Origin of the sequence: Allocatelliglobosispora scoriae (assembly GCF_014204945.1) — a bacterium.
Classification (GTDB): domain Bacteria; phylum Actinomycetota; class Actinomycetes; order Mycobacteriales; family Micromonosporaceae; genus Allocatelliglobosispora; species Allocatelliglobosispora scoriae.
Window position 1 is genome coordinate 576,186 of record NZ_JACHMN010000001.1, and the last position, 16,254, is coordinate 592,439.

19 protein-coding genes are annotated in these 16,254 nt (G+C 71.6%); 11 read left to right on the forward strand and 8 right to left on the reverse strand.

Annotated features, from left to right (window positions below; all coding sequences use genetic code 11):
- Nucleotides 1-7 precede the first annotated feature (7 nt).
- The 5 genes from F4553_RS02645 to F4553_RS02665 all read left to right on the forward strand — a co-directional run bounded on the left by F4553_RS02645 (nucleotide 8) and on the right by F4553_RS02665 (nucleotide 4,679).
- The gene (locus F4553_RS02645; protein ID WP_184831568.1) at nucleotides 8-2,041 is read left to right on the forward strand and encodes an acyltransferase family protein; all 2,034 of its coding nucleotides are present in this window, start codon (nucleotides 8-10) and stop codon (nucleotides 2,039-2,041) included.
- A 69-nt stretch (nucleotides 2,042-2,110) separates the two neighbouring features.
- Complete coding sequence (locus F4553_RS02650; protein WP_184831570.1) at nucleotides 2,111-2,587, forward strand: peroxiredoxin; 477 nt, start codon at nucleotides 2,111-2,113, stop codon at nucleotides 2,585-2,587.
- Nucleotides 2,588-2,610: 23 nt separating this feature from the next.
- Entirely contained in the window at nucleotides 2,611-3,144 is a 534-nt protein-coding gene (locus F4553_RS02655) for a GNAT family N-acetyltransferase (RefSeq protein ID WP_221469663.1), read from the forward strand.
- 20 nt (nucleotides 3,145-3,164) lie between these two features.
- Nucleotides 3,165-4,178 carry an ABC-2 transporter permease gene (locus F4553_RS02660; protein WP_184831572.1) on the forward strand — a complete coding sequence of 338 codons (1,014 nt, stop codon included), beginning with the start codon at nucleotides 3,165-3,167 and terminating at the stop codon, nucleotides 4,176-4,178.
- Between the two features lie 294 nt (nucleotides 4,179-4,472).
- Nucleotides 4,473-4,679 (forward strand): hypothetical protein, encoded by a 207-nt coding sequence (locus tag F4553_RS02665; RefSeq protein WP_184831574.1) that lies wholly within the window; start codon nucleotides 4,473-4,475, stop codon nucleotides 4,677-4,679.
- A gap of 66 nt (nucleotides 4,680-4,745) precedes the next feature.
- Here F4553_RS02665 and F4553_RS02670 read toward each other — a convergent pair whose 3' ends face one another.
- From F4553_RS02670 to F4553_RS02685, 4 genes are read right to left on the reverse strand one after another with little or no spacing between them, the layout of a single operon-like run.
- Nucleotides 4,746-5,354, reverse strand: a complete 609-nt coding sequence (locus tag F4553_RS02670) for a DUF1349 domain-containing protein (protein ID WP_221469664.1) — start codon at nucleotides 5,352-5,354, stop codon at nucleotides 4,746-4,748.
- A gap of 43 nt (nucleotides 5,355-5,397) precedes the next feature.
- The gene (locus F4553_RS02675) at nucleotides 5,398-6,258 is read right to left on the reverse strand and encodes an RNA polymerase sigma-70 factor (protein WP_184831576.1); all 861 of its coding nucleotides are present in this window, start codon (nucleotides 6,256-6,258) and stop codon (nucleotides 5,398-5,400) included.
- Nucleotides 6,259-6,265: 7 nt separating this feature from the next.
- Entirely contained in the window at nucleotides 6,266-7,162 is an 897-nt protein-coding gene (locus tag F4553_RS02680; RefSeq protein WP_184831578.1) for an NAD-dependent epimerase/dehydratase family protein, read from the reverse strand.
- A 49-nt stretch (nucleotides 7,163-7,211) separates the two neighbouring features.
- Nucleotides 7,212-7,865, reverse strand: coding sequence for an MOSC domain-containing protein (locus tag F4553_RS02685; RefSeq protein ID WP_184831580.1), 654 nt, complete (start codon nucleotides 7,863-7,865; stop codon nucleotides 7,212-7,214).
- A 162-nt stretch (nucleotides 7,866-8,027) separates the two neighbouring features.
- Between F4553_RS02685 and F4553_RS02690 the strand changes: the two genes are divergently transcribed.
- The 5 genes from F4553_RS02690 (at nucleotide 8,028) to lysS (ending at nucleotide 12,537) form a co-directional block, all read left to right on the forward strand.
- The gene (locus F4553_RS02690) at nucleotides 8,028-8,645 is read left to right on the forward strand and encodes a hypothetical protein (RefSeq protein WP_184831582.1); all 618 of its coding nucleotides are present in this window, start codon (nucleotides 8,028-8,030) and stop codon (nucleotides 8,643-8,645) included.
- Between the two features lie 60 nt (nucleotides 8,646-8,705).
- Entirely contained in the window at nucleotides 8,706-9,218 is a 513-nt protein-coding gene (locus tag F4553_RS02695; protein WP_184831584.1) for a sigma-70 family RNA polymerase sigma factor, read from the forward strand.
- Nucleotides 9,211-9,945 (forward strand): hypothetical protein, encoded by a 735-nt coding sequence (locus F4553_RS02700; RefSeq protein WP_184831586.1) that lies wholly within the window; start codon nucleotides 9,211-9,213, stop codon nucleotides 9,943-9,945. Before F4553_RS02695 ends, F4553_RS02700 begins: the two co-directional genes overlap by 8 nt.
- A gap of 160 nt (nucleotides 9,946-10,105) precedes the next feature.
- Nucleotides 10,106-10,864: a MerR family transcriptional regulator gene (locus F4553_RS02705; protein WP_184831588.1), complete on the forward strand. Its 759-nt coding sequence runs from the start codon at nucleotides 10,106-10,108 to the stop codon at nucleotides 10,862-10,864.
- A gap of 71 nt (nucleotides 10,865-10,935) precedes the next feature.
- Nucleotides 10,936-12,537 (forward strand): lysine--tRNA ligase, encoded by a 1,602-nt coding sequence (lysS, locus tag F4553_RS02710; protein ID WP_184831590.1) that lies wholly within the window; start codon nucleotides 10,936-10,938, stop codon nucleotides 12,535-12,537.
- A 92-nt stretch (nucleotides 12,538-12,629) separates the two neighbouring features.
- Here lysS and F4553_RS02715 read toward each other — a convergent pair whose 3' ends face one another.
- Entirely contained in the window at nucleotides 12,630-13,112 is a 483-nt protein-coding gene (locus F4553_RS02715) for a ricin-type beta-trefoil lectin domain protein (RefSeq protein WP_184831592.1), read from the reverse strand.
- Between the two features lie 127 nt (nucleotides 13,113-13,239).
- Entirely contained in the window at nucleotides 13,240-13,365 is a 126-nt protein-coding gene (locus F4553_RS41665) for a hypothetical protein (protein WP_281394930.1), read from the reverse strand.
- A 55-nt stretch (nucleotides 13,366-13,420) separates the two neighbouring features.
- On the opposite strand from F4553_RS41665, the gene F4553_RS02720 reads away from it, so the two are divergent.
- A complete protein-coding gene (locus F4553_RS02720) occupies nucleotides 13,421-14,734 on the forward strand; it encodes a helix-turn-helix domain-containing protein (protein ID WP_184831594.1) in 1,314 nt (437 codons plus the stop codon).
- Between the two features lie 7 nt (nucleotides 14,735-14,741).
- Here the strand turns inward: F4553_RS02720 and F4553_RS02725 are convergent, their stop codons facing one another.
- Together F4553_RS02725 and F4553_RS02730 are read right to left on the reverse strand one after the other, a co-directional pair.
- Nucleotides 14,742-15,695, reverse strand: a complete 954-nt coding sequence (locus F4553_RS02725; RefSeq protein ID WP_184831596.1) for an AbfB domain-containing protein — start codon at nucleotides 15,693-15,695, stop codon at nucleotides 14,742-14,744.
- A gap of 12 nt (nucleotides 15,696-15,707) precedes the next feature.
- Nucleotides 15,708-16,136 (reverse strand): AbfB domain-containing protein, encoded by a 429-nt coding sequence (locus F4553_RS02730; RefSeq protein WP_184831598.1) that lies wholly within the window; start codon nucleotides 16,134-16,136, stop codon nucleotides 15,708-15,710.
- Between the last annotated feature and the right edge of the window lie 118 nt (nucleotides 16,137-16,254).

The window sequence follows — 16,254 nt, forward strand, 5'->3', positions numbered from 1 at the left end:
TGCAGCCGTGGCCCACAGCACCGGTTCAGGTTTCCGCTACGCGCCAGGGCTGGACGGCGTCCGAGCCCTGGCGGTGGCGGCCGTCTTCGCGTACCACGTCGGGACCACCGGCACCGGGGCGCTACCGCTGCAGGGCGGATTCCTCGGCGTCGACGTCTTCTTCGTCCTCTCCGGCTACCTGATCACGACGCTGCTGCTCGTCGAGGCGCGCGGCACCGGCACCATCTCGATCAAGAAGTTCTACCAGCGGCGGGCCCGGCGGCTGCTGCCCGCAGCGCTCGCCCTCATGGCGGCGGTCACCGCGGTCGCGGTCTTCTTGCTGCCCGAGCAGGCCGCGCGGCTGCGCGGTGACCTGGTCGCCTCCCTGGTCTACGGGACCAACTGGTGGCTGATCATCCAGGACTCGTCCTACTTCGGCGGCGGCGAGCGCCCGGCGCTGCTGACCCACCTGTGGTCGCTCGCGGTCGAGGAGCAGTTCTACGTCCTCTGGCCGCTGGTTCTGATCCTGTTCGCCCGCAAGCGGGTGAGCCGGATGACGATGCTGCTGCTCATCGGCGCGGCGATCGTCGCCTCGTCGGTCGCGGCCGGGCTGCTGTTCGACCCGTGGGCGGACCCGTCGCGGGTCTACTACGGCACCGACACCCGGGCGGCGACGCCGCTGCTGGGCGCGGCGCTCGCGGTGGCGCTGCGGCCGTGGCGGCAGCTCGACGTGCTGTCGACCGGGCGGCGGATCGGCCTGGACCTGCTGGGGCTGGCCGCGCTCGGCGGGCTCGGCGCGGTGGCGGTGCTGCTCGGCGACAACGATCCGCTGCTCTACCGGGGCGGTTTCCTGGTGATCGCGCTGCTCGCGGCGGCGCTGGTCGCCTCGGCGGGTCACCGGGCGACCTGGCTCGGCAGGGTGTTGGGCGCGCAGCCGCTGCGGTGGCTGGGCCAGCGGTCCTACGCGATCTACCTGTGGCACTGGCCGGTCTGTGTGCTCACCCGGCCCGGCGTGGACGTGCCGCTGACCGGGTGGGAGAACACCGGGTTGCGGGTCGCGATCGTGCTGGTCCTCGCCGAGCTGTCGTTCTGGCTGGTGGAGCGGCCGTGGCGCAGCACCAGCTTCTTCACGCTGCACCCGCGCCGGCCCCGCCACGCCGTCCGCGCGCCGAAGCTGCGGGTCGCGACCATGCGGACCCCGGCGATGGCGATGGTGCTGACGCTCGTCGCGGGCGGGCTCGGCTGGCAGCTCACGGTGGTCGCGGCCCGGACCGGCGCCGGCCCGGCCGCGCCGGTCGACGCCGGTCCGGAGATCGAGCTGGGCCCGCTGGAGGTCCCGCCGGCGCCGTCGCCCTCGGGCTCGGTGCTGCCGTCACCGACGAGGAAACCGCCCACATCACCGGTACGCGTGGCGGTCTTCGGCGACTCGCAGGGCATGACCCTGATGATCAACAAGCCGTCCGACATCGACAAGTACCTGAAGATCACCGACGAGACCCTGACCGGCTGCGGTGTCCTGCTCGGCAAGGTGACCAGCCGCACCGGCGAGCGCAAGAACCTGCTCGCGGACTGCCGGAGCTGGGAGTCGCACTGGCGCTCGGACGCGCAGCGCACCAAACCGACGATCGCGCTGGTGATGCTCGGCGCGTGGGACGTCTTCGACCTCACCACCGAGACCGGCAAGCTGATCTTCGCCTCGCCGGCCTGGGACGCCGCCTTCACCGAGGCGCTGGGGCGGGCGATCGGCGCCCTGCGCGGCGCCCAGGCGAAGGTGGCGCTGGCCCTGCTGCCCTGTTACCGCCCGATCCGGGCGAGTGCCGGGTTCTGGCCGGAGCGCGGCGACGACACCCGGACCCGGCACGTCAACGACCTGCTCACCGCGGCAGCGGCGGCGGATCCGCTCAACGTCTCGACCGTCGAGCCGCCGGTGCAGTTCTGCACCGATCCCAAGATCTCGACCAGCAAGAGCTACCGGTGGGACGGGGTGCACTACTACAAGGCCGGTGCCGCCCTCTACTTCAAGGCCGTCACCCCGCAGCTGCTGCAACTCGCCGCCGTGTGAGGTTCGGTTGATGAGGCAACTACCCCTGAGTAGGCTCGAAGGAGTTACCGCCTAGTCAAGGAGCGCATCATGGCTGCCGTCAAGGGTCCCGGTGTCCGCGACGCCGCACCGGACTTCACCCTCGCCTCGCACACGTCGAGCGAGAAGGTCAGCCTCGGCGACTTCCGCGGCAAGACCGTCGTGCTCTACTTCTACCCCAAGGACGACACCCGGGGCTGCACGGCGCAGGCCTGCTCGCTGCGCGACTCGCACGAGGTCTTCACCGACGCCGGTGCCGTCGTGATCGGCGTCAGCTCCGACTCGGTCGAGTCGCACAAGAAGTTCGCCGACCGCTACAACCTGCCCTTCACGCTGCTGAGCGACGAGGGCGGCGAGGTGCGCAAGGCGTTCGGCGTACCGGCGACCTTCGGCCTGCTGCCCGGCCGGGTGACGTATGTGATCGACGGCGCGGGGATCATCCGCCACGTCTTCAACTCGCAGATGAACATCGGCGGCCACGTCGACGGTGCCCTGGCGGTCGTCAAGGAGCTCCAGGCGGCCGCGTGAGCGACGCGGCTTAAGATCCTCGGGTGCAGCAGATCAGCGGACTCACCGCGGCCGACCTGACCCCGGACCTGTTGGCCGAGCTCGCCGAGGTGCTCGTCGACGCGGTCGACGACGGCGCCTCGGTCGGGTTCGTCCACCCCTTCGGCGCCCGCGACGCGGCGGACTGGTGGACCAGGGCGCTGGGCCCGGTCGACGACGGCACGACGCTGATGTGGGTGGCCCGTGACGACGAGGGCCGGGTCACCGGCACGGTCCAGGCGGCGCTGGAGCAGATGCCCAACGGCCGGCACCGGGCCGAGGTCAAGAAGCTGCTGGTGCACCGCCGCTCGCGCGGCAGGGGCCTGGGCCGGGCGCTGCTCGCCGCCGCCGAGCGCGGTGCCGAGCAGGCCGGTGCCACGCTGCTGATCCTCGACACGGAGACCGGCAGTCCGGCCGAGACGCTCTACCGCAGCAGCGGCTGGGTGGAGGTGGGCACGATCCCGTTCCACGCGGCGAAGCCGGACGGCGAGCTGAAGGCCACGACGTACTTCTACAAGTATCTCGGCGAAACCGACTAAACAGACATTAGTCTCGGCCCATGAGGGCCGTTCGCTGGATCACCGAGGGCGTCACGCCCCGCGCCGCCATGCTCGTCGCCGGGGTGCTCGCGCTGCAGCTCGGCTTCATCGCCAGCTACCTGGCCGCGTTCCACGCACCCGCGCCGCACCACGTCGAGATCGCCGTCGCCGCGCCGACCCCGGCCGCCGCCGAGCAGGCGGCCGCCCGCCTCAACGCCCTGCCCGGCGACCCCGTCCACGCCACCGCCGTCGCCTCGGAAGCCGTCGCCCGGGCGCGGATCGACGACCGCACGGCCTACGGCGCCGTGCTCGTCGGCACCACCGGCGACCAGCTCGTCGTCGCCTCCGCCGCCGGTGCCCCCGTCGCCGAGGCCCTCATCGCGGTGATCGGCAAGGTCGACCAGGCGGCCGGCCGGATGCTGCAGGTCAGCGACGCCAAGCCGCTGCCGCCCGGCGACCAGCGCGGGCTCGCCGGGTTCTACCTCATCGTGGGCTGGGTCATCGGCGGCTACCTCGTCGCCTCCGCGCTCAGCGTCAGCCTCGGCGCCCGACCCGCCACCCGCCAGCGCGCCACCGTACGCCTCACCGCGCTCGCCGCCTACGCGGTCGCCTCGGGGCTCGGCGGTGCCGCCATCACCTACGGATACGTCGGCGGCCTGCCGCACCACTTCCTCAAGCTCTGGGCGCTGGGTACCCTCGTCGTCTTCGCGGTCGGCGCCTTCACCATGGCGCTGCAGGTCGTCTCCGGCATCATCGGCATCGGGCTCGCCGTCCTGCTCTTCGTCATCCTCGGCAACCCCAGCGCCGGCGGTGCCTACCCGGCGCCGCTGCTGCCCGCGTTCTGGGCGGCGATCGGGCCATGGCTGCCCACCGGCGCCGGGGTCTCGGCGTTCCGGGGCATCATCTACTTCGGCGGCGCCCGCATCGGGCTGCCGCTGCTGGTCCTCGCCGTCTACGCGATCGTCGGCGGTGCCGTCACCCTCTACTTCGCCGGGCACCGGCCCCGGCTCGCCGACGAGGTCGACGCACTCTGAGCGCCCCCGCCGCGAGACCCCCGCGCCGGTCCGAGGTCCGCGTCGGCGATCGACCGGGTGTTGTCCGGCACCGTCCGTCGGTTGTGGACCGGGCAGGGCTGGACGAGGGCAGAAACCTGAGGAACCGACGGTAGAATCGGCGCCTCAGACCCGGTCGCAGTTGTTGGCGGAGCGTCATATCCGTCCTGCCTGGCGTCGGGTTACGCGGATGGGGGGCGCGGAATGGGGAAGGTGGAGAAACTACCTGTCGAGACCTGGCGACCGGACGAGCTACCGCTGGATCATTGGCGGCCCGTGCAGGAACCACCGGCGGACAGCTGGTGGGAGGTGCCGGGAAAAGCGCTGCTGATCGCCACCCCGTTCCTCACATCGGTGGCCTTCTTCGCCCTGCCCGGGGCGTCGTGGCGCATCTGGGTCAGCGCCCTGGGCGGGATCTACGTCTTCTTCTTCGTGCTGCTCGGGACGGCGAAGCTGTTCCGAGACTGGCACCGTGAGCCATAACGGTCGATGACATGCGTTGCCGGGGCGGCGGAGAAGGCCGTCGCCCCGGCACCGGCCGACATCTGATCAGTTGCCGTCGCGCAGCTCCGCGAGGCGGGTCGCGGTGAAGGTGATCTCGGCGAACCTCGCCGTGCAGCCCTTGCCGGTCGGCGACTGCACCTCGAACCCGACCTCGGCGGCGTCCGTGCCGAGCCCGAAGTAGCGCACGAACTCCCAGTGCTGCCCGTCGGTCGAGGCGTGGAACGCGTAGGCCGGCCCGATCCGCGACACCCGCAGCCACACCGTGTCACCGTCGACGGTGAACGCGTTGGCGTCGTCGGAGGTCCCCCGGGTCACCACCGAGACGACCATCGGCTGCCCCTGCGGCGAGCGCTCGAAGCAGACCTTCGCCCACTGGCGCTCCCCCGCCCACAGCAGCAGCACTCCGGCGTCGTAGGTCGCCTTGAACCCGACCGTGACCTTCGCCGAGAGCTGGAAGTCGCCGGTGACCTCGGCGAGCAGCCGGGGCGCGTTGACGGTGGCGTTGAGCCCGGCCGGGTCCGCGAAGAGGTCGGTGAGTCCACCGGCCTCGATCCGCAGCACACCGTCCGCGTAGCGGGTGGCGACCGGCGGCTCGGACCAGTGCATCGGGGCCGGGATCCCGGCGATCTCCACAGCGTCATCCATGCGTGACATGCAACCACGATCCCCCGCAACTCGCCACCGGCGCATCCTCCACTCAGCCCTGCCCGGTGACACCTCGCATCTTCTCCGGGTTGATCACGATCCGCAGCGCGGCGATCCGGTCGCCGTCGACCTCCAGGCTGACCGTGCCGATCGGTACCCCACCCAGCACGAACAGGACCCCCAGCTCGCCGTTGATCTCGGCGAGCCGCGCGGTGAACTCCTGCCCCTCGACCTTGCCGAGCACGCCGACGATCCAGCGCCCGACGTGGTCCGCGCCGACGACCGGCCGCCGGGCCGCGGAGACGATGCCGCCGCCGTCGGACCAGACCGTCACGTCGGGTGCGAGCACCGCCATCACCTCGGCGAGGTCGCCGCCGGCGCACGCGGCCCGGAACCGCTCCACCACCTGCGCCCGGGTCGCCGGATCCGCGTCGTAGCGGGGGCGCCGCGCCCGCACGTGCTCGCGGGCGCGGTGGGCGAGCTGGCGGACCGCGCTCTCCTCCCGGCCGAGCATCTCGGCGATCTCGGCGTGGTCGTAGCCGAAGACCTCCCGCAGCAGGAAGACGGCCCGCTCCAGCGGGGACAGCGTCTCCAGCACGACGAGCATCGCCATCGAGACCGATTCGGCCATCTCCACCTCCTCGGCGGTGTCGGGGCTGGTCAGCAGCGGTTCGGGCAGCCACGGCCCGACGTAGGACTCGCGCCGCGCGCGGGCCGAGGTGAGCTGGTTGAGCGCCAGGTTCGTCACGGTCTTCACCAGGTACGCCTTCGGCTGCTCCACCGCCGCCGCCTCCACCGCGGACCAGCGCAGCCAGGCGTCCTGGACGATGTCCTCCGCGTCGGCGACACTGCCCGTCATCCGGTAGGCGACGGAGAAGAGCAGCCGCCGGTTCTCGTCGAAGACGTCGATCATCCCCACATCATGCCTGCTCGGCGAGGGCTGCTCGGGCGCCGTCGTGGCTCGGGCGCCAGTGGAGCTCGCGGTGGGCCAGGCCGCTGTCGACGCGCAGGTTGGTGGAGAGGATCACCGACAGGTAGCCCAGCATGCCCGGCACCCAGCGGGGCACCCGCATCGGGGCGGGCGCTCCGAAGACCTCGGCGGTGAGTTCGGCCATCTCCCGGAACCCCACGGCCGCGTCGTCGGCGATGTTGTAGGCCTGCCCGGGCCGCCCGTGCTCCAGGGCGGCCACGATCGCCGCCGACGCGTCGGCGAGAGTCACCCACGGCAGCGCCCGGCCGCCGTCGGCGGGCAGCGGCAGCATGCGTTTGCGCAGCATCTGCACCATGGCGTCGGTGCCGGCGCCGCCGTAGAACAGGCCGTACCGCAGGGCGATGCCACCGGCGCCGAGCATCAGCTCCTCCTTGGTCCGCATCGCGGCGACGTGCTGCTCCAGCGCCGGATCGCGCTGCACGGGCGCCCAGCCGTCGGTCTCGGCGAGCGGGGTATCGCCATGATCGCCGTAGCCGTATCCGAACACCATCGACTCCGCGATGAACCTCGTCGCTCCGACCTCGCGGGCGGCGGCGAGCAGGTTGCGCGTACCCAGAATGCGAAGTTGATCTGTCGCGGCCATGTCGCGGTGGCGCAGCGGCGGGCGCTTGAGCGCCGTCGCGGCATGGACCACGGCGTCCGCGCTGGTCCCGGCCACAGCCCGCAGCAGGCCGTCGCGGTCCAGCAGATCCGCCGGTACGCCGTTGGCCGCTGCGCGGCCCAACCCGATGACGGTGTGCCCCGCCCCGGTGAGCGCCGTGGTGATCTCCCGGCCGAAGACGCCGCTCGCACCGGCCAGCAGGATGGTGAGCTTCTCTGTCGTCATGCCCAGGTGACCGGATGCCCCCGCGATCCGTGACATCGGGTGACCGCGATCACCCGATGCGGCGCTCGATCTTCTCCCGCATATCGGTGGGGAGCGCGTCGGCGGCGAGGAGCAGCGGCAGGAGCTCCGGTTCGAGTGTCAGCGCCCGGAACACCAGCCCGATCGTGACGTCGTGGTCCGGGCGGTCGACGACGGTGATGGTGTCACCCGCCTGGACCTCGCCCTCCTCGACGATGCTGAGATAGCTGCCCGGGACCGCCTTGGCGGTGAACCGCTTGGTCCAGCCCGGCTCGCCCATCCAGTGGGAGAAGGTGTCGCACGGGATCCTCGGCACGGTCACCGCGAGCACCACGGTGTCGCCGACGTGCCAGCGCTCGCCGAGGCGGGCGCCGTTGACGTCCACACCGGACGTGGTGAGGTTCTCGCCGAACATGCCGCCGGTGAGCTCGCGGCCCAGTTCGGCGCCCCAGGCGTCGAGGTCCTCGCGGGCGTAGGCGTAGACGGCCTGCTCGTCGCCGCCGTGGTGGCGGACGTCGTAGACGGCGTCGCCGATGACCCCGCTGCCGAGCCCGGTCGTCTTCGGGCCGGGGCGGCGCAGGCGGACGGGGCCGTCGACGGGGCGCTTGTCGATGCCGGTGGTGCCGGTCGACTTGGCCGGATTGTGGCGGGGTACGGCGACATTGACGGAGACCAGTTCACCCATACGGCCAGCCTAGGCGAGCGCGTAGGGTCCGGCGAGCGGGTTCCGGACGCAGCCGTCGCCGACGCCGTTACCCAACCGTGACCTCAGATCCGCATTCGACCGACTGAACCGCGCGTGTGTGGGGAAACGCAGCGACAGCCGCCACCACCCGGAGGAGTCACGATGTCCCGAACCGCCAAGATGATCGCCGCGGGAGCCGCGGTGGCGGCACTCGCAGCCTGCGCCGACGGCCAGGGAACGCCTGCGGCCCCGAGCACCCCGTCGGCCGTCCCCTCGCCGACCGCGAGCCCGACTCCCACTCCCCCGCCGTCGCCGGTGCCGTCCCCGACGGTGGTCTCGGACGTGTCGAAGCTGGTCCGCGCGGGTGTCGACCTCCGGGTGGGAGTGCTCATCGACGTCGCCGACGACGGCGTGGACCGCTTCCTGGAGGTCGGAACGGGCGGGGTGGTCGACTTCACCGGCACCTCCCGGACCGATTCGACGATGATGTCGCTGCACGCGGCGCCGGTCGCCGGACAGAACCTCGTCGTCATCAAGCCGCCGTTCTGGAACGAGGAGGTCGGCCCCGGCTACTGCGTCGCGGACACCACCGGCGCCGCGCTGCGGCTGGACCCGTGCCGGCCCGGCGACCGGGAGCAGACGTGGCGGGTCGTCCTGGCGGGCGACTCCGGCCAGTTCGAGCTGGAGGGCGCACACGGCATCATCCACGTCGAGAACGGCCTGATCACCACGGCCGACCGCGGCCGCACGGGGCTGCAGACCATCCGCTACGCGCAGTGACCCGCCGGGCCGGTGAACCAGCGGCCCAGCGGTACCGCACTACCACTGGAGCTCACTGCCATGCGTGACGACGAGGACTTCGACGCCTTCTACGCGGCGACATCGCGCCGGGTGCTCGCCCACGTCTCCATCATGGTGGGCCGCCAGGCCGAGGCCGAGGACGCCGTCGCGGAGGCCTACCTCAGGGCGTGGAACCGGTGGCACCGGATCCGGCACTACGACAACCCCGAGGCGTGGGTACGCCAGGTGGCCTACCGCCTCGCCGTCAGCACCTGGCGCAAGGCGGTGAACCGCCTCTACGCCCATCGCCGCGACCATGCCGACCAGCACATCGACGGGCTCAGCCCGGATCATGTGGTGATCGTCGAGGCGCTCCGCCGGATCCCCGCCGAACAGCGCAGGGTCATCGTCCTGCATCATCTCGTCGACCTCACCGTGGCCGAGATCCATCGCGAGACCGGCATCCCGATCGGGACCGTCACCACCTGGCTGAGCCGCGGCCGCCGCGCCATGGCCGATTATCTGACCGACAGCGACAACCAAGCGACGGGGCGGAGGAACCGCGATGTCTGACGACCGCATCAGGGAAGGCCTGCGGGCCTACGCCGACCAGGTTCAACGCGGAGCCGCACCGGCCCCGGCGCGCGAGGTCCGCCACCGCGCCGCCCGACGCCGGCAGCGCCGGGCCGCGGGCGCCGCGTTCGCCGCCGTCCTCCTGGCCGCGATCGGCGCGAGTACGGTGCTCGGCCGGTGGCGGGCCGAGACGCCGGGAGCACCAGCACCCGCGAGCTCGGGCGCCGCGCCCAGCAGCACGCCGCCCTCGCGGTCGGCCTCCCCGCTGCCGTCGCCGACGGTCGTCGCCGACGTGTCGAAGCTGGCCCAGATCAGCATCGACCTGCGAGCCGACGTGCTCATCGACGTCGCCGACGACGGCGTGGACCGGTTCCTGGAGGTCGGTGCCAACGGGGTGGTGGACTTCACCGGCACCGCCAAGGGCGAGTCCACGATGATGGCGCTCTACCCGGCCCCGGTCGCCGGGCAGAACCTCGTCGTCATCAAGCCGCGCTTCTGGAACCAGGAGGCCGGTCCCGGTCACTGCGTCGCGGACACCGCCGGCGCGGCGCTCACGCTGGCGGTGTGCGTCCCGGGCGATCCGGCGCAGACCTGGCGGGTCGTGCCCGCCGGCGACTCCGGCCAGTTCGAGCTGGCAGGCCGGTACGGCATCCTCCAGGTCCTCGACGGGCTGATCACCACCGGCGACGGCGGGCGTACCGGCCTGCAGACCCTGCCCTTCAGCTGACCGGGCGGCGCCGCCGCCACACCAGGCCGCCGACGAGCACCAGCAGCGCGGGCGCCGAAGTGGCACACCTGATGAAGTGGCACACGCGGCCGGGGAGATTGCGCTTGACTCTCACGTAGCGGAAGGCGGCAACCTGGGGTGCGAAGGGAGGCGAGAGCCCATGAGCTACAGCATCGGCCGCGTCGCCGAGGTGGCCCACGTGACCGTACGCACACTGCACCACTACGACGAGATCGGCCTGCTCAGCCCGAGCGGGCGGACCGCGGCAGGCTACCGGCGCTACTCCGACGGCGATCTGCAGCGGCTGCAGCAGATCCTGCTCTACCGGGAGCTGGGGTTCTCCCTCGAGGAGATCGCGAAGATCCTGGACGACCCGGACCTGGACCTCCAGGCACACCTGCGCCGCCAGCACGAGCTGCTGTCGGAGCGGGCGGACCGGATCCAGTCCATGATCGCGGCAGTCGAGTTCGCATTGGAGGCGAGCAGAGTGGGGATCCAACTGACCCCGGAAGAGCGGTTCGAGGTCTTCGGCGACGTCGACCCCGACCAGTACGCCGACGAGGCCCGCGAGCGCTGGGGCGACACCGATGCCTACCAGCAGTCGCAGCGCCGGGTCGCGACATACACCAAGGAGGACTGGCAGCGTATCCAGGGCGAGGCGGCGAAGCTCCTCGACGACTTCGCCGCCGCCATGCGGGCCGGGCTCGCGCCGGACTCCCCCGAGGCGATGGCCCTCGCGGAGGAGCACCGGCGGCAGATCTCGGCGTCGTACTACGACTGCAGTTACGAGATCCAGACCGGCCTGGCGGAGATGTACCTCGCCGACGAGCGCTTCACGGCCCACTACGAGCAGCACACGGTGGGAATGGCGCGCTACGTCCACGACGCCATCCTCGCCAACGCCATCGACAAGGCCTAATGCATATTCCGGGGGCGGTCCGACCGCCCCCGGACCTATCCTGACCGGACACAACGGACAGGGAGACAGGCATGGCCGGCGGCGGGACACAGGACTGGGCGGCCCGCGCAGCGGACCAGGTGCTCGCGGCGGCGATCCCGGGCAAGCAGCTCACGGTCGCCTCCGGCATCAGCCCGAGCGGCCCGATCCACCTGGGCAACCTGCGCGAGGTGATGGTGCCGCACGCCGTCGCCGAGGAGCTGCGCAGCCGCGGCCACGACTGCCGCCACCTGCTCTCCTGGGACGACTACGACCGCCTCCGCAAGGTCCCGGCCGGGCTGCCCGCGGGCTTCGCCGAGTACATCGGCCGCCCCCTCACCGCCGTCCCGGACCCGTGCGGCGAGCACGCCAGCTGGGCCGAGCACTTCCAGACCCCGTTCCGGGCCGCGCTCGCCGACCTCGGCGTCGCGGTCACCGAGACGAGCCAATCCATCCGGTACGCCGAGGGCGCCTACGCCGGGCCGACGCTGCTCGCGATGCGCCGCCGTGCCGAGATCGACGCGATCCTCGCCCGCTACCGCACCCTGCACCGCACCGGCGAACCCGACGAGGACTACTACCCGTTCAAGCCCTACTGCCCCGCCTGCGGGCGCGACACCACGTCGGTCACCGCGTTCGACGACGAATCGACGCACCTCGCCTTCGACTGCGCCTGCGGCCACACCGGTGCCGGGCTGCTCGCCGAGGTGGCGGGCAAGCTGGTGTGGAAGGTCGACTGGCCGATGCGCTGGGCGTACGAGGGGGTCGACTTCGAGGCCGCCGGTGCCGACCACTCCTCCCCGGGGTCCAGCTTCACCGTCGGGTCGCAGGTCGTCGCCGAGGTCTTCGGCGGGCGGCCGCCGGCATACCTGGCCTACTCGTTCGTCGGGACCAGCGGCTCGGCGAAGATGAGCGGCTCGGCGGGTGGCGCGCCGACCCCGGCGGACGCCCTGGAGATCATGGAGCCGCAGCTGCTGCGCTGGCTCTACGGCAGGCGCCGGCCGAACCAGGCGATCACGGTGGCGTTCGACGCCGAGATCGGGCGCCTCTACGACGAGTGGGACGCCCTGACCCGCCGGGTGCGGGCCGGGTCCGCCGACGAGGTGGAGCTGGCGGCGTACACCCGGGCGAGCGCGACCTCCGCGCGGACGCTGCCCACCACACCGGTGACCGTGCCGTTCCGCACCCTCGCCTCCATCGTGGACGTGACCACCGGCGACCCGGCGCAGCTCCGCCGGGTCCTCGCCGACCTCGCACCGGGCGACCTGGCGGACTTCCGGCCGCGCCTGGACCGGGCGGCGGCCTGGGTGACGACGCAGGTCCCGGCGGCCGAGCGCACCCGCGTGCGCGGCGGGCCCGACACGGAGCTGCTGGCGTCGCTCGGCGACGCGGACCGGCACGCGCTGAAACTGCTCGCCGACGGCCTGGCCGCGAGCTGGTCGCTCGACGGGCTCACCGCGCTCGTCTACGGCGTGCCGAAGCTCCAGCTCGGGCTGCCCCTGGACACCGCGCCGACGCCGGAGCTCAAGGCCGCCCAGCGGGCCTTCTTCGTGCTCGTCTACCGGCTGCTCGTCGGCCGAGACACCGGCCCCCGCCTGCCCACGCTCCTGCTCGCCGTCGGCGCCGACCGGGTCCGCACCCTCCTGTCGTCCTGACCGCCCGCTGCGCCGGTGCTGGGGACCAACTCGTGAAGAGTTGGTCCCCAGCACCCCGCCGGGAAGGAGACCGACCGGCGCGGAAGGGGAACTCAGGAGAACTCGAAATACCACTGCTGGTTGGTGCCGCCGGCGCAGTCCCAGAGCTGCACCTTGGTGCCGCCGGAGCCGATGGTGGCGAGGTCGGCGTCGAGGCACCGGCCGCTGGACTGGCTGACGATGGTGCTGCCGTTCCAGGTCCACTTCTGGCTGAGCGAGCCGCTGCAGGCGACGAGCGGCACGCCCGTTCCGTTGGTGCCCGCGCCGGCGTCGAGGCAGCCCGCCGGCGATTGCCCGCGGATCGTGCCGAGGCGGGTGAGTGTCCAGTTCTGGTAGGTGCTGGTGCTGCACGTCCAGAGCTGCGAGAAGGCCGGCACGCCCGAGTCGAGGCAGCGCGGGCTGGCTCCGTTGTAGACGTGGCCGTGCGGCGGGACGGGGATCTCCGGCGGCACCGCCTGTGCCGGTGCGGCTGACAGGGAAAGCGTCGCGACGATCGCCAGGGCGACGGTCGCCACGACTGATCTGACTTTGCTCACTATTCCTCCTAGTGCCTGTGACTCCCCAAATCATCAAGTGTTGACCAATGCTTGTCAATAAATTTGACAAAGATCAAAAAGAAACGCACCGGCGTCGAGCCGGTGCGTTTCTGTCGTCAGTGGATCGTCAGCGGCCGTCACAGCAGGGCGGAAAACCGTTTCCACCAGGAGATGCCTGGGCCGCCGCCGGGGCGGCCACCGACAGCGCGACCACCGCGAGCGCGATCATGGCCAGTTTGCTCAGCACCCTCATATCAGCTCCTTGGAAGGTTGGTAAGCTTTGCTTGAGTAAATAAGGAGCTGACACGATGAGTCAAGTCAGTCAACCGGGTGTAAACGAGTTCGCCCGTCGGCTGCGCGCCCTTCGAACCGCCCGCGGCATCACCCAGCGCGATCTCGCCGGAGACGACCTCTCGGTCAGCTACGTGTCGCTGCTGGAGTCCGGGCGCCGCAACCCGACCGCCGATGTGGTGAGGCTGCTCGCCACCCGGCTGGGGTGCCAGCCCGACGAGCTGCTCGGCACCATCGACGGCGGCGACACCCGCCCGCCGGAGCTCAGCGTCCGATTCGGAGAGCTGGCCCTCGAGGCGGGCCGGGGCGACGCGGCCCGCACCCACTTCGAGACCGCTCTCGCCATCGCGCACCTGAGCCCGATCCTGCGTACCGCCGCCACGATCGGCCTGGCCCGCGCGCTCGAAGCCGACGGACGCCTCGAGGAGGCCGCCAAGGCATACGAGGCGCTCGTCCAGGAGGCCGTGCGCACCACCGGCCTCACCGCCTCGCTGGGCATCATGGTCAGCTGGTGCCGCTGCCTGCGGGAGCTCGGCGAGCTCGAGCGCGTGGTGGAGATCGGCTCGGGCACGATGCAGCAGCTCGACCGGCTCAACGCCTGGGAGTCCGAGGCGGCGATCCAGCTCCTGGTCACCATCGCCTCGGCGCACGTGGAGCTCGGCGACTACTCGCAGGCCGAGCGGCTGCTGCAGGAGGGGCTGCAGCGCGCCGAGCGGATGCGGTCGCCCCGGGCCCGCGCCTCCGTCCTGTGGAACGCCAGCGAGGTCGCCAGCGAGCGCGGAAAGCACTGGCAGGCGCTGGAGCTGGCCGAGGAGGCCCTGTCCTACTTCCGCCACGGCAGCGATCAGCGCAGCGCGCTGCGGCTGCTCGCCGCCTACGGCTACCTGCTCCTGCACCAGGACCCGCCCCGCCCCGCCGAGGCACGCGAGGCGCTCGAGGAAGCCCTGTCGGGCCTGACGATCGGCTTCGACCGCGGCTATGTGCTGACCGAGCTCTCGCGCGCGCACCTGCTGGAGGGCGACCTCGACCTCGCCGCCGACACGGCCCGGGAATCGCTGCGGGAGCTCGGTGCGGAGCCCGCGCTGGAGCGCGCCCGGGCACAGACCGCGCTCGGTGCCGCCCTCGCGGCGAAGGGCGACAGGAAGTCCGCCAAAGTCATCTTCGCCGAAGCCGCCGACGCCCTGACCGGGCTCAAGGCCACCCGCCAGGCGGCACGGGTCTGGGCCGAGCTCGGCGACCTGCTCGCGGAGTTCGGCGACCACAGGGGCGCGGTCACCGCACTGCGCCAGGCCACCGCCGCGCTCCACATCGGCCCCAAGCCCAAGCCCTGACCGCGGGTTAGGCGCTCAGCGTCGCCAACCCGTCCGGGTCGATCTCGCAGCGCTCGCCTGCGGCCTTCCGGTCGACCCGCAGCTGCGCATCGCTCTGTACGCCGGCGATGCAGAACTCGGCCCGCAGCGGCGGCGTGCCGTAGTACGGCCCGTTGTCGCCAGGGCAGTCGAACGGTCGGGGTGCCGGATCGTCGCAGCTCTGCCCGAGACTCCAGTCGGGGTCGCGCCGGCTGGGGTGGGTGTATCCGGCGCAGTGCGCCATCTCGTGCAGCAGCGTCTGCGCGATCTCATCGCCGCCCTGGGGGAAGAGGACGCCGAAGTTGACGTTGAGATACGAACCCCCCACCTGCGCGCTGGCGTTCACCCCCGGCGTCGTGATGGTCCGATGGTTGATCGCCTTCTCGTAGGTGCGCAGCACCTTGAGCTTCTCGTCACCGGCGAGCCTGGTGCACGCGGCCAGGCTCGCGACCGCCGCCCGGTGCCGGTCGACGAGCGTCACCGTGTCGGCGGCCGAGATCGAGGCGTCGAAGGTGAACTGCGGCAGGAAGCCCGGCCCGACCCGGAAGGTCGCGTCGCGGCGTCCGGCGTCGTCGGTGATCGGGTCGATGTAGATGTGGAGATCGCGGTGCCGCAGGTACCGGTCCGGGAAGTTCACCGAGCGGAACGAGACCGCCGTCGGATCGGCGAGCCCCGGTGTCATGACGAACGTGGAATCCTGGTGGAACAGATCGTCGGCTTGCCGCTCCCCCAGCCGTACCCGGTAATCCTGGTGCCGCAGCACGGAGTTGCCGTAGTTGTACGAGGCGAAGGAGACCAGCCGGCTGTCGGACAGGCCCGGCACCAGTTGGAACGTCGCGTCGTGGCGGTCGGTGTCCGACACGATCGGCGACAGCTCCGCCAGGAAGCCCGCATGCCGGACGAAGCGGTTCGGAACGTTGAGGGACTCCAGAGAGATGAACATGTCGGCCTGCCTTCAGCTCACGAATCCGCTGGCGATGGTGAACGTCGCGTCCATCAGGTCGCCGTCGCCGACGACCTGCTCGACGTAGAGGTGGAACTGCCGGTGCCGGACGAACCGGTCGGGTTGGCTCACCGACCGGAGCGACACGGCGGTCGCGTCGGCGAGCCCCGGCGTCAGGATGAACGTCGCGTCCGCCCTGAACGTGGAGTCCGCCGCCGCCTTGTCGTCGAGCCGCAGGCGGGTCCCCTGCTGCCGCAGCACGTGGTTGGCGAGATTGCTCGCCGCGAACGTGACGAACCTGCTGTCGGAGAGGCCGTCGATCAGGCGGAACGTGGCGTCCCGGCGGTCCAGGTCCGACGTGATCGGGGTCAGCTCGCCCAGTTGGCCCATGTGGCGGACGAACCGATCCGAGAAGTTGAACGATTGCAGGGAGATCTGCATGGAACCCCTTCGGCGCAGCGGAATCCCCCTGGAGCAGGGCGCCAGGAGGGATCGGAGATTGATTGATCGACCGTAATAGCGTTGCCTGGTCGCGGATAACAGCTGAGAAGGCAGCTTC

Bases quoted from the DNA above. Each gene is read 5' to 3' on its own strand.
- F4553_RS02725 (WP_184831596.1), bottom strand. From the start codon at position 15,695: ATGTTCATCTCTCTGGAGTCCCTCAACGTTCCGAACCGCTTCGTCCGG.
- F4553_RS02730 (WP_184831598.1), bottom strand. From the start codon at position 16,136: ATGCAGATCTCCCTGCAATCGTTCAACTTCTCGGATCGGTTCGTCCGC.
- F4553_RS02670 (WP_221469664.1), bottom strand. From the start codon at position 5,354: ATGTCACGCATGGATGACGCTGTGGAGATCGCCGGGATCCCGGCCCCG.
- F4553_RS02685 (WP_184831580.1), bottom strand. From the start codon at position 7,865: ATGGGTGAACTGGTCTCCGTCAATGTCGCCGTACCCCGCCACAATCCG.
- F4553_RS02660 (WP_184831572.1), top strand. From the start codon at position 3,165: ATGAGGGCCGTTCGCTGGATCACCGAGGGCGTCACGCCCCGCGCCGCC.
- F4553_RS02675 (WP_184831576.1), bottom strand. From the start codon at position 6,258: ATGATCGACGTCTTCGACGAGAACCGGCGGCTGCTCTTCTCCGTCGCC.
- F4553_RS02680 (WP_184831578.1), bottom strand. From the start codon at position 7,162: ATGACGACAGAGAAGCTCACCATCCTGCTGGCCGGTGCGAGCGGCGTC.
- F4553_RS02650 (WP_184831570.1), top strand. From the start codon at position 2,111: ATGGCTGCCGTCAAGGGTCCCGGTGTCCGCGACGCCGCACCGGACTTC.
- lysS (WP_184831590.1), top strand. From the start codon at position 10,936: ATGGCCGGCGGCGGGACACAGGACTGGGCGGCCCGCGCAGCGGACCAG.
- F4553_RS02695 (WP_184831584.1), top strand. From the start codon at position 8,706: ATGCGTGACGACGAGGACTTCGACGCCTTCTACGCGGCGACATCGCGC.
- F4553_RS02705 (WP_184831588.1), top strand. From the start codon at position 10,106: ATGAGCTACAGCATCGGCCGCGTCGCCGAGGTGGCCCACGTGACCGTA.
- F4553_RS02700 (WP_184831586.1), top strand. From the start codon at position 9,211: ATGTCTGACGACCGCATCAGGGAAGGCCTGCGGGCCTACGCCGACCAG.
- F4553_RS02690 (WP_184831582.1), top strand. From the start codon at position 8,028: ATGTCCCGAACCGCCAAGATGATCGCCGCGGGAGCCGCGGTGGCGGCA.
- F4553_RS41665 (WP_281394930.1), bottom strand. From the start codon at position 13,365: ATGAGGGTGCTGAGCAAACTGGCCATGATCGCGCTCGCGGTGGTCGCG.
- F4553_RS02720 (WP_184831594.1), top strand. From the start codon at position 13,421: ATGAGTCAAGTCAGTCAACCGGGTGTAAACGAGTTCGCCCGTCGGCTG.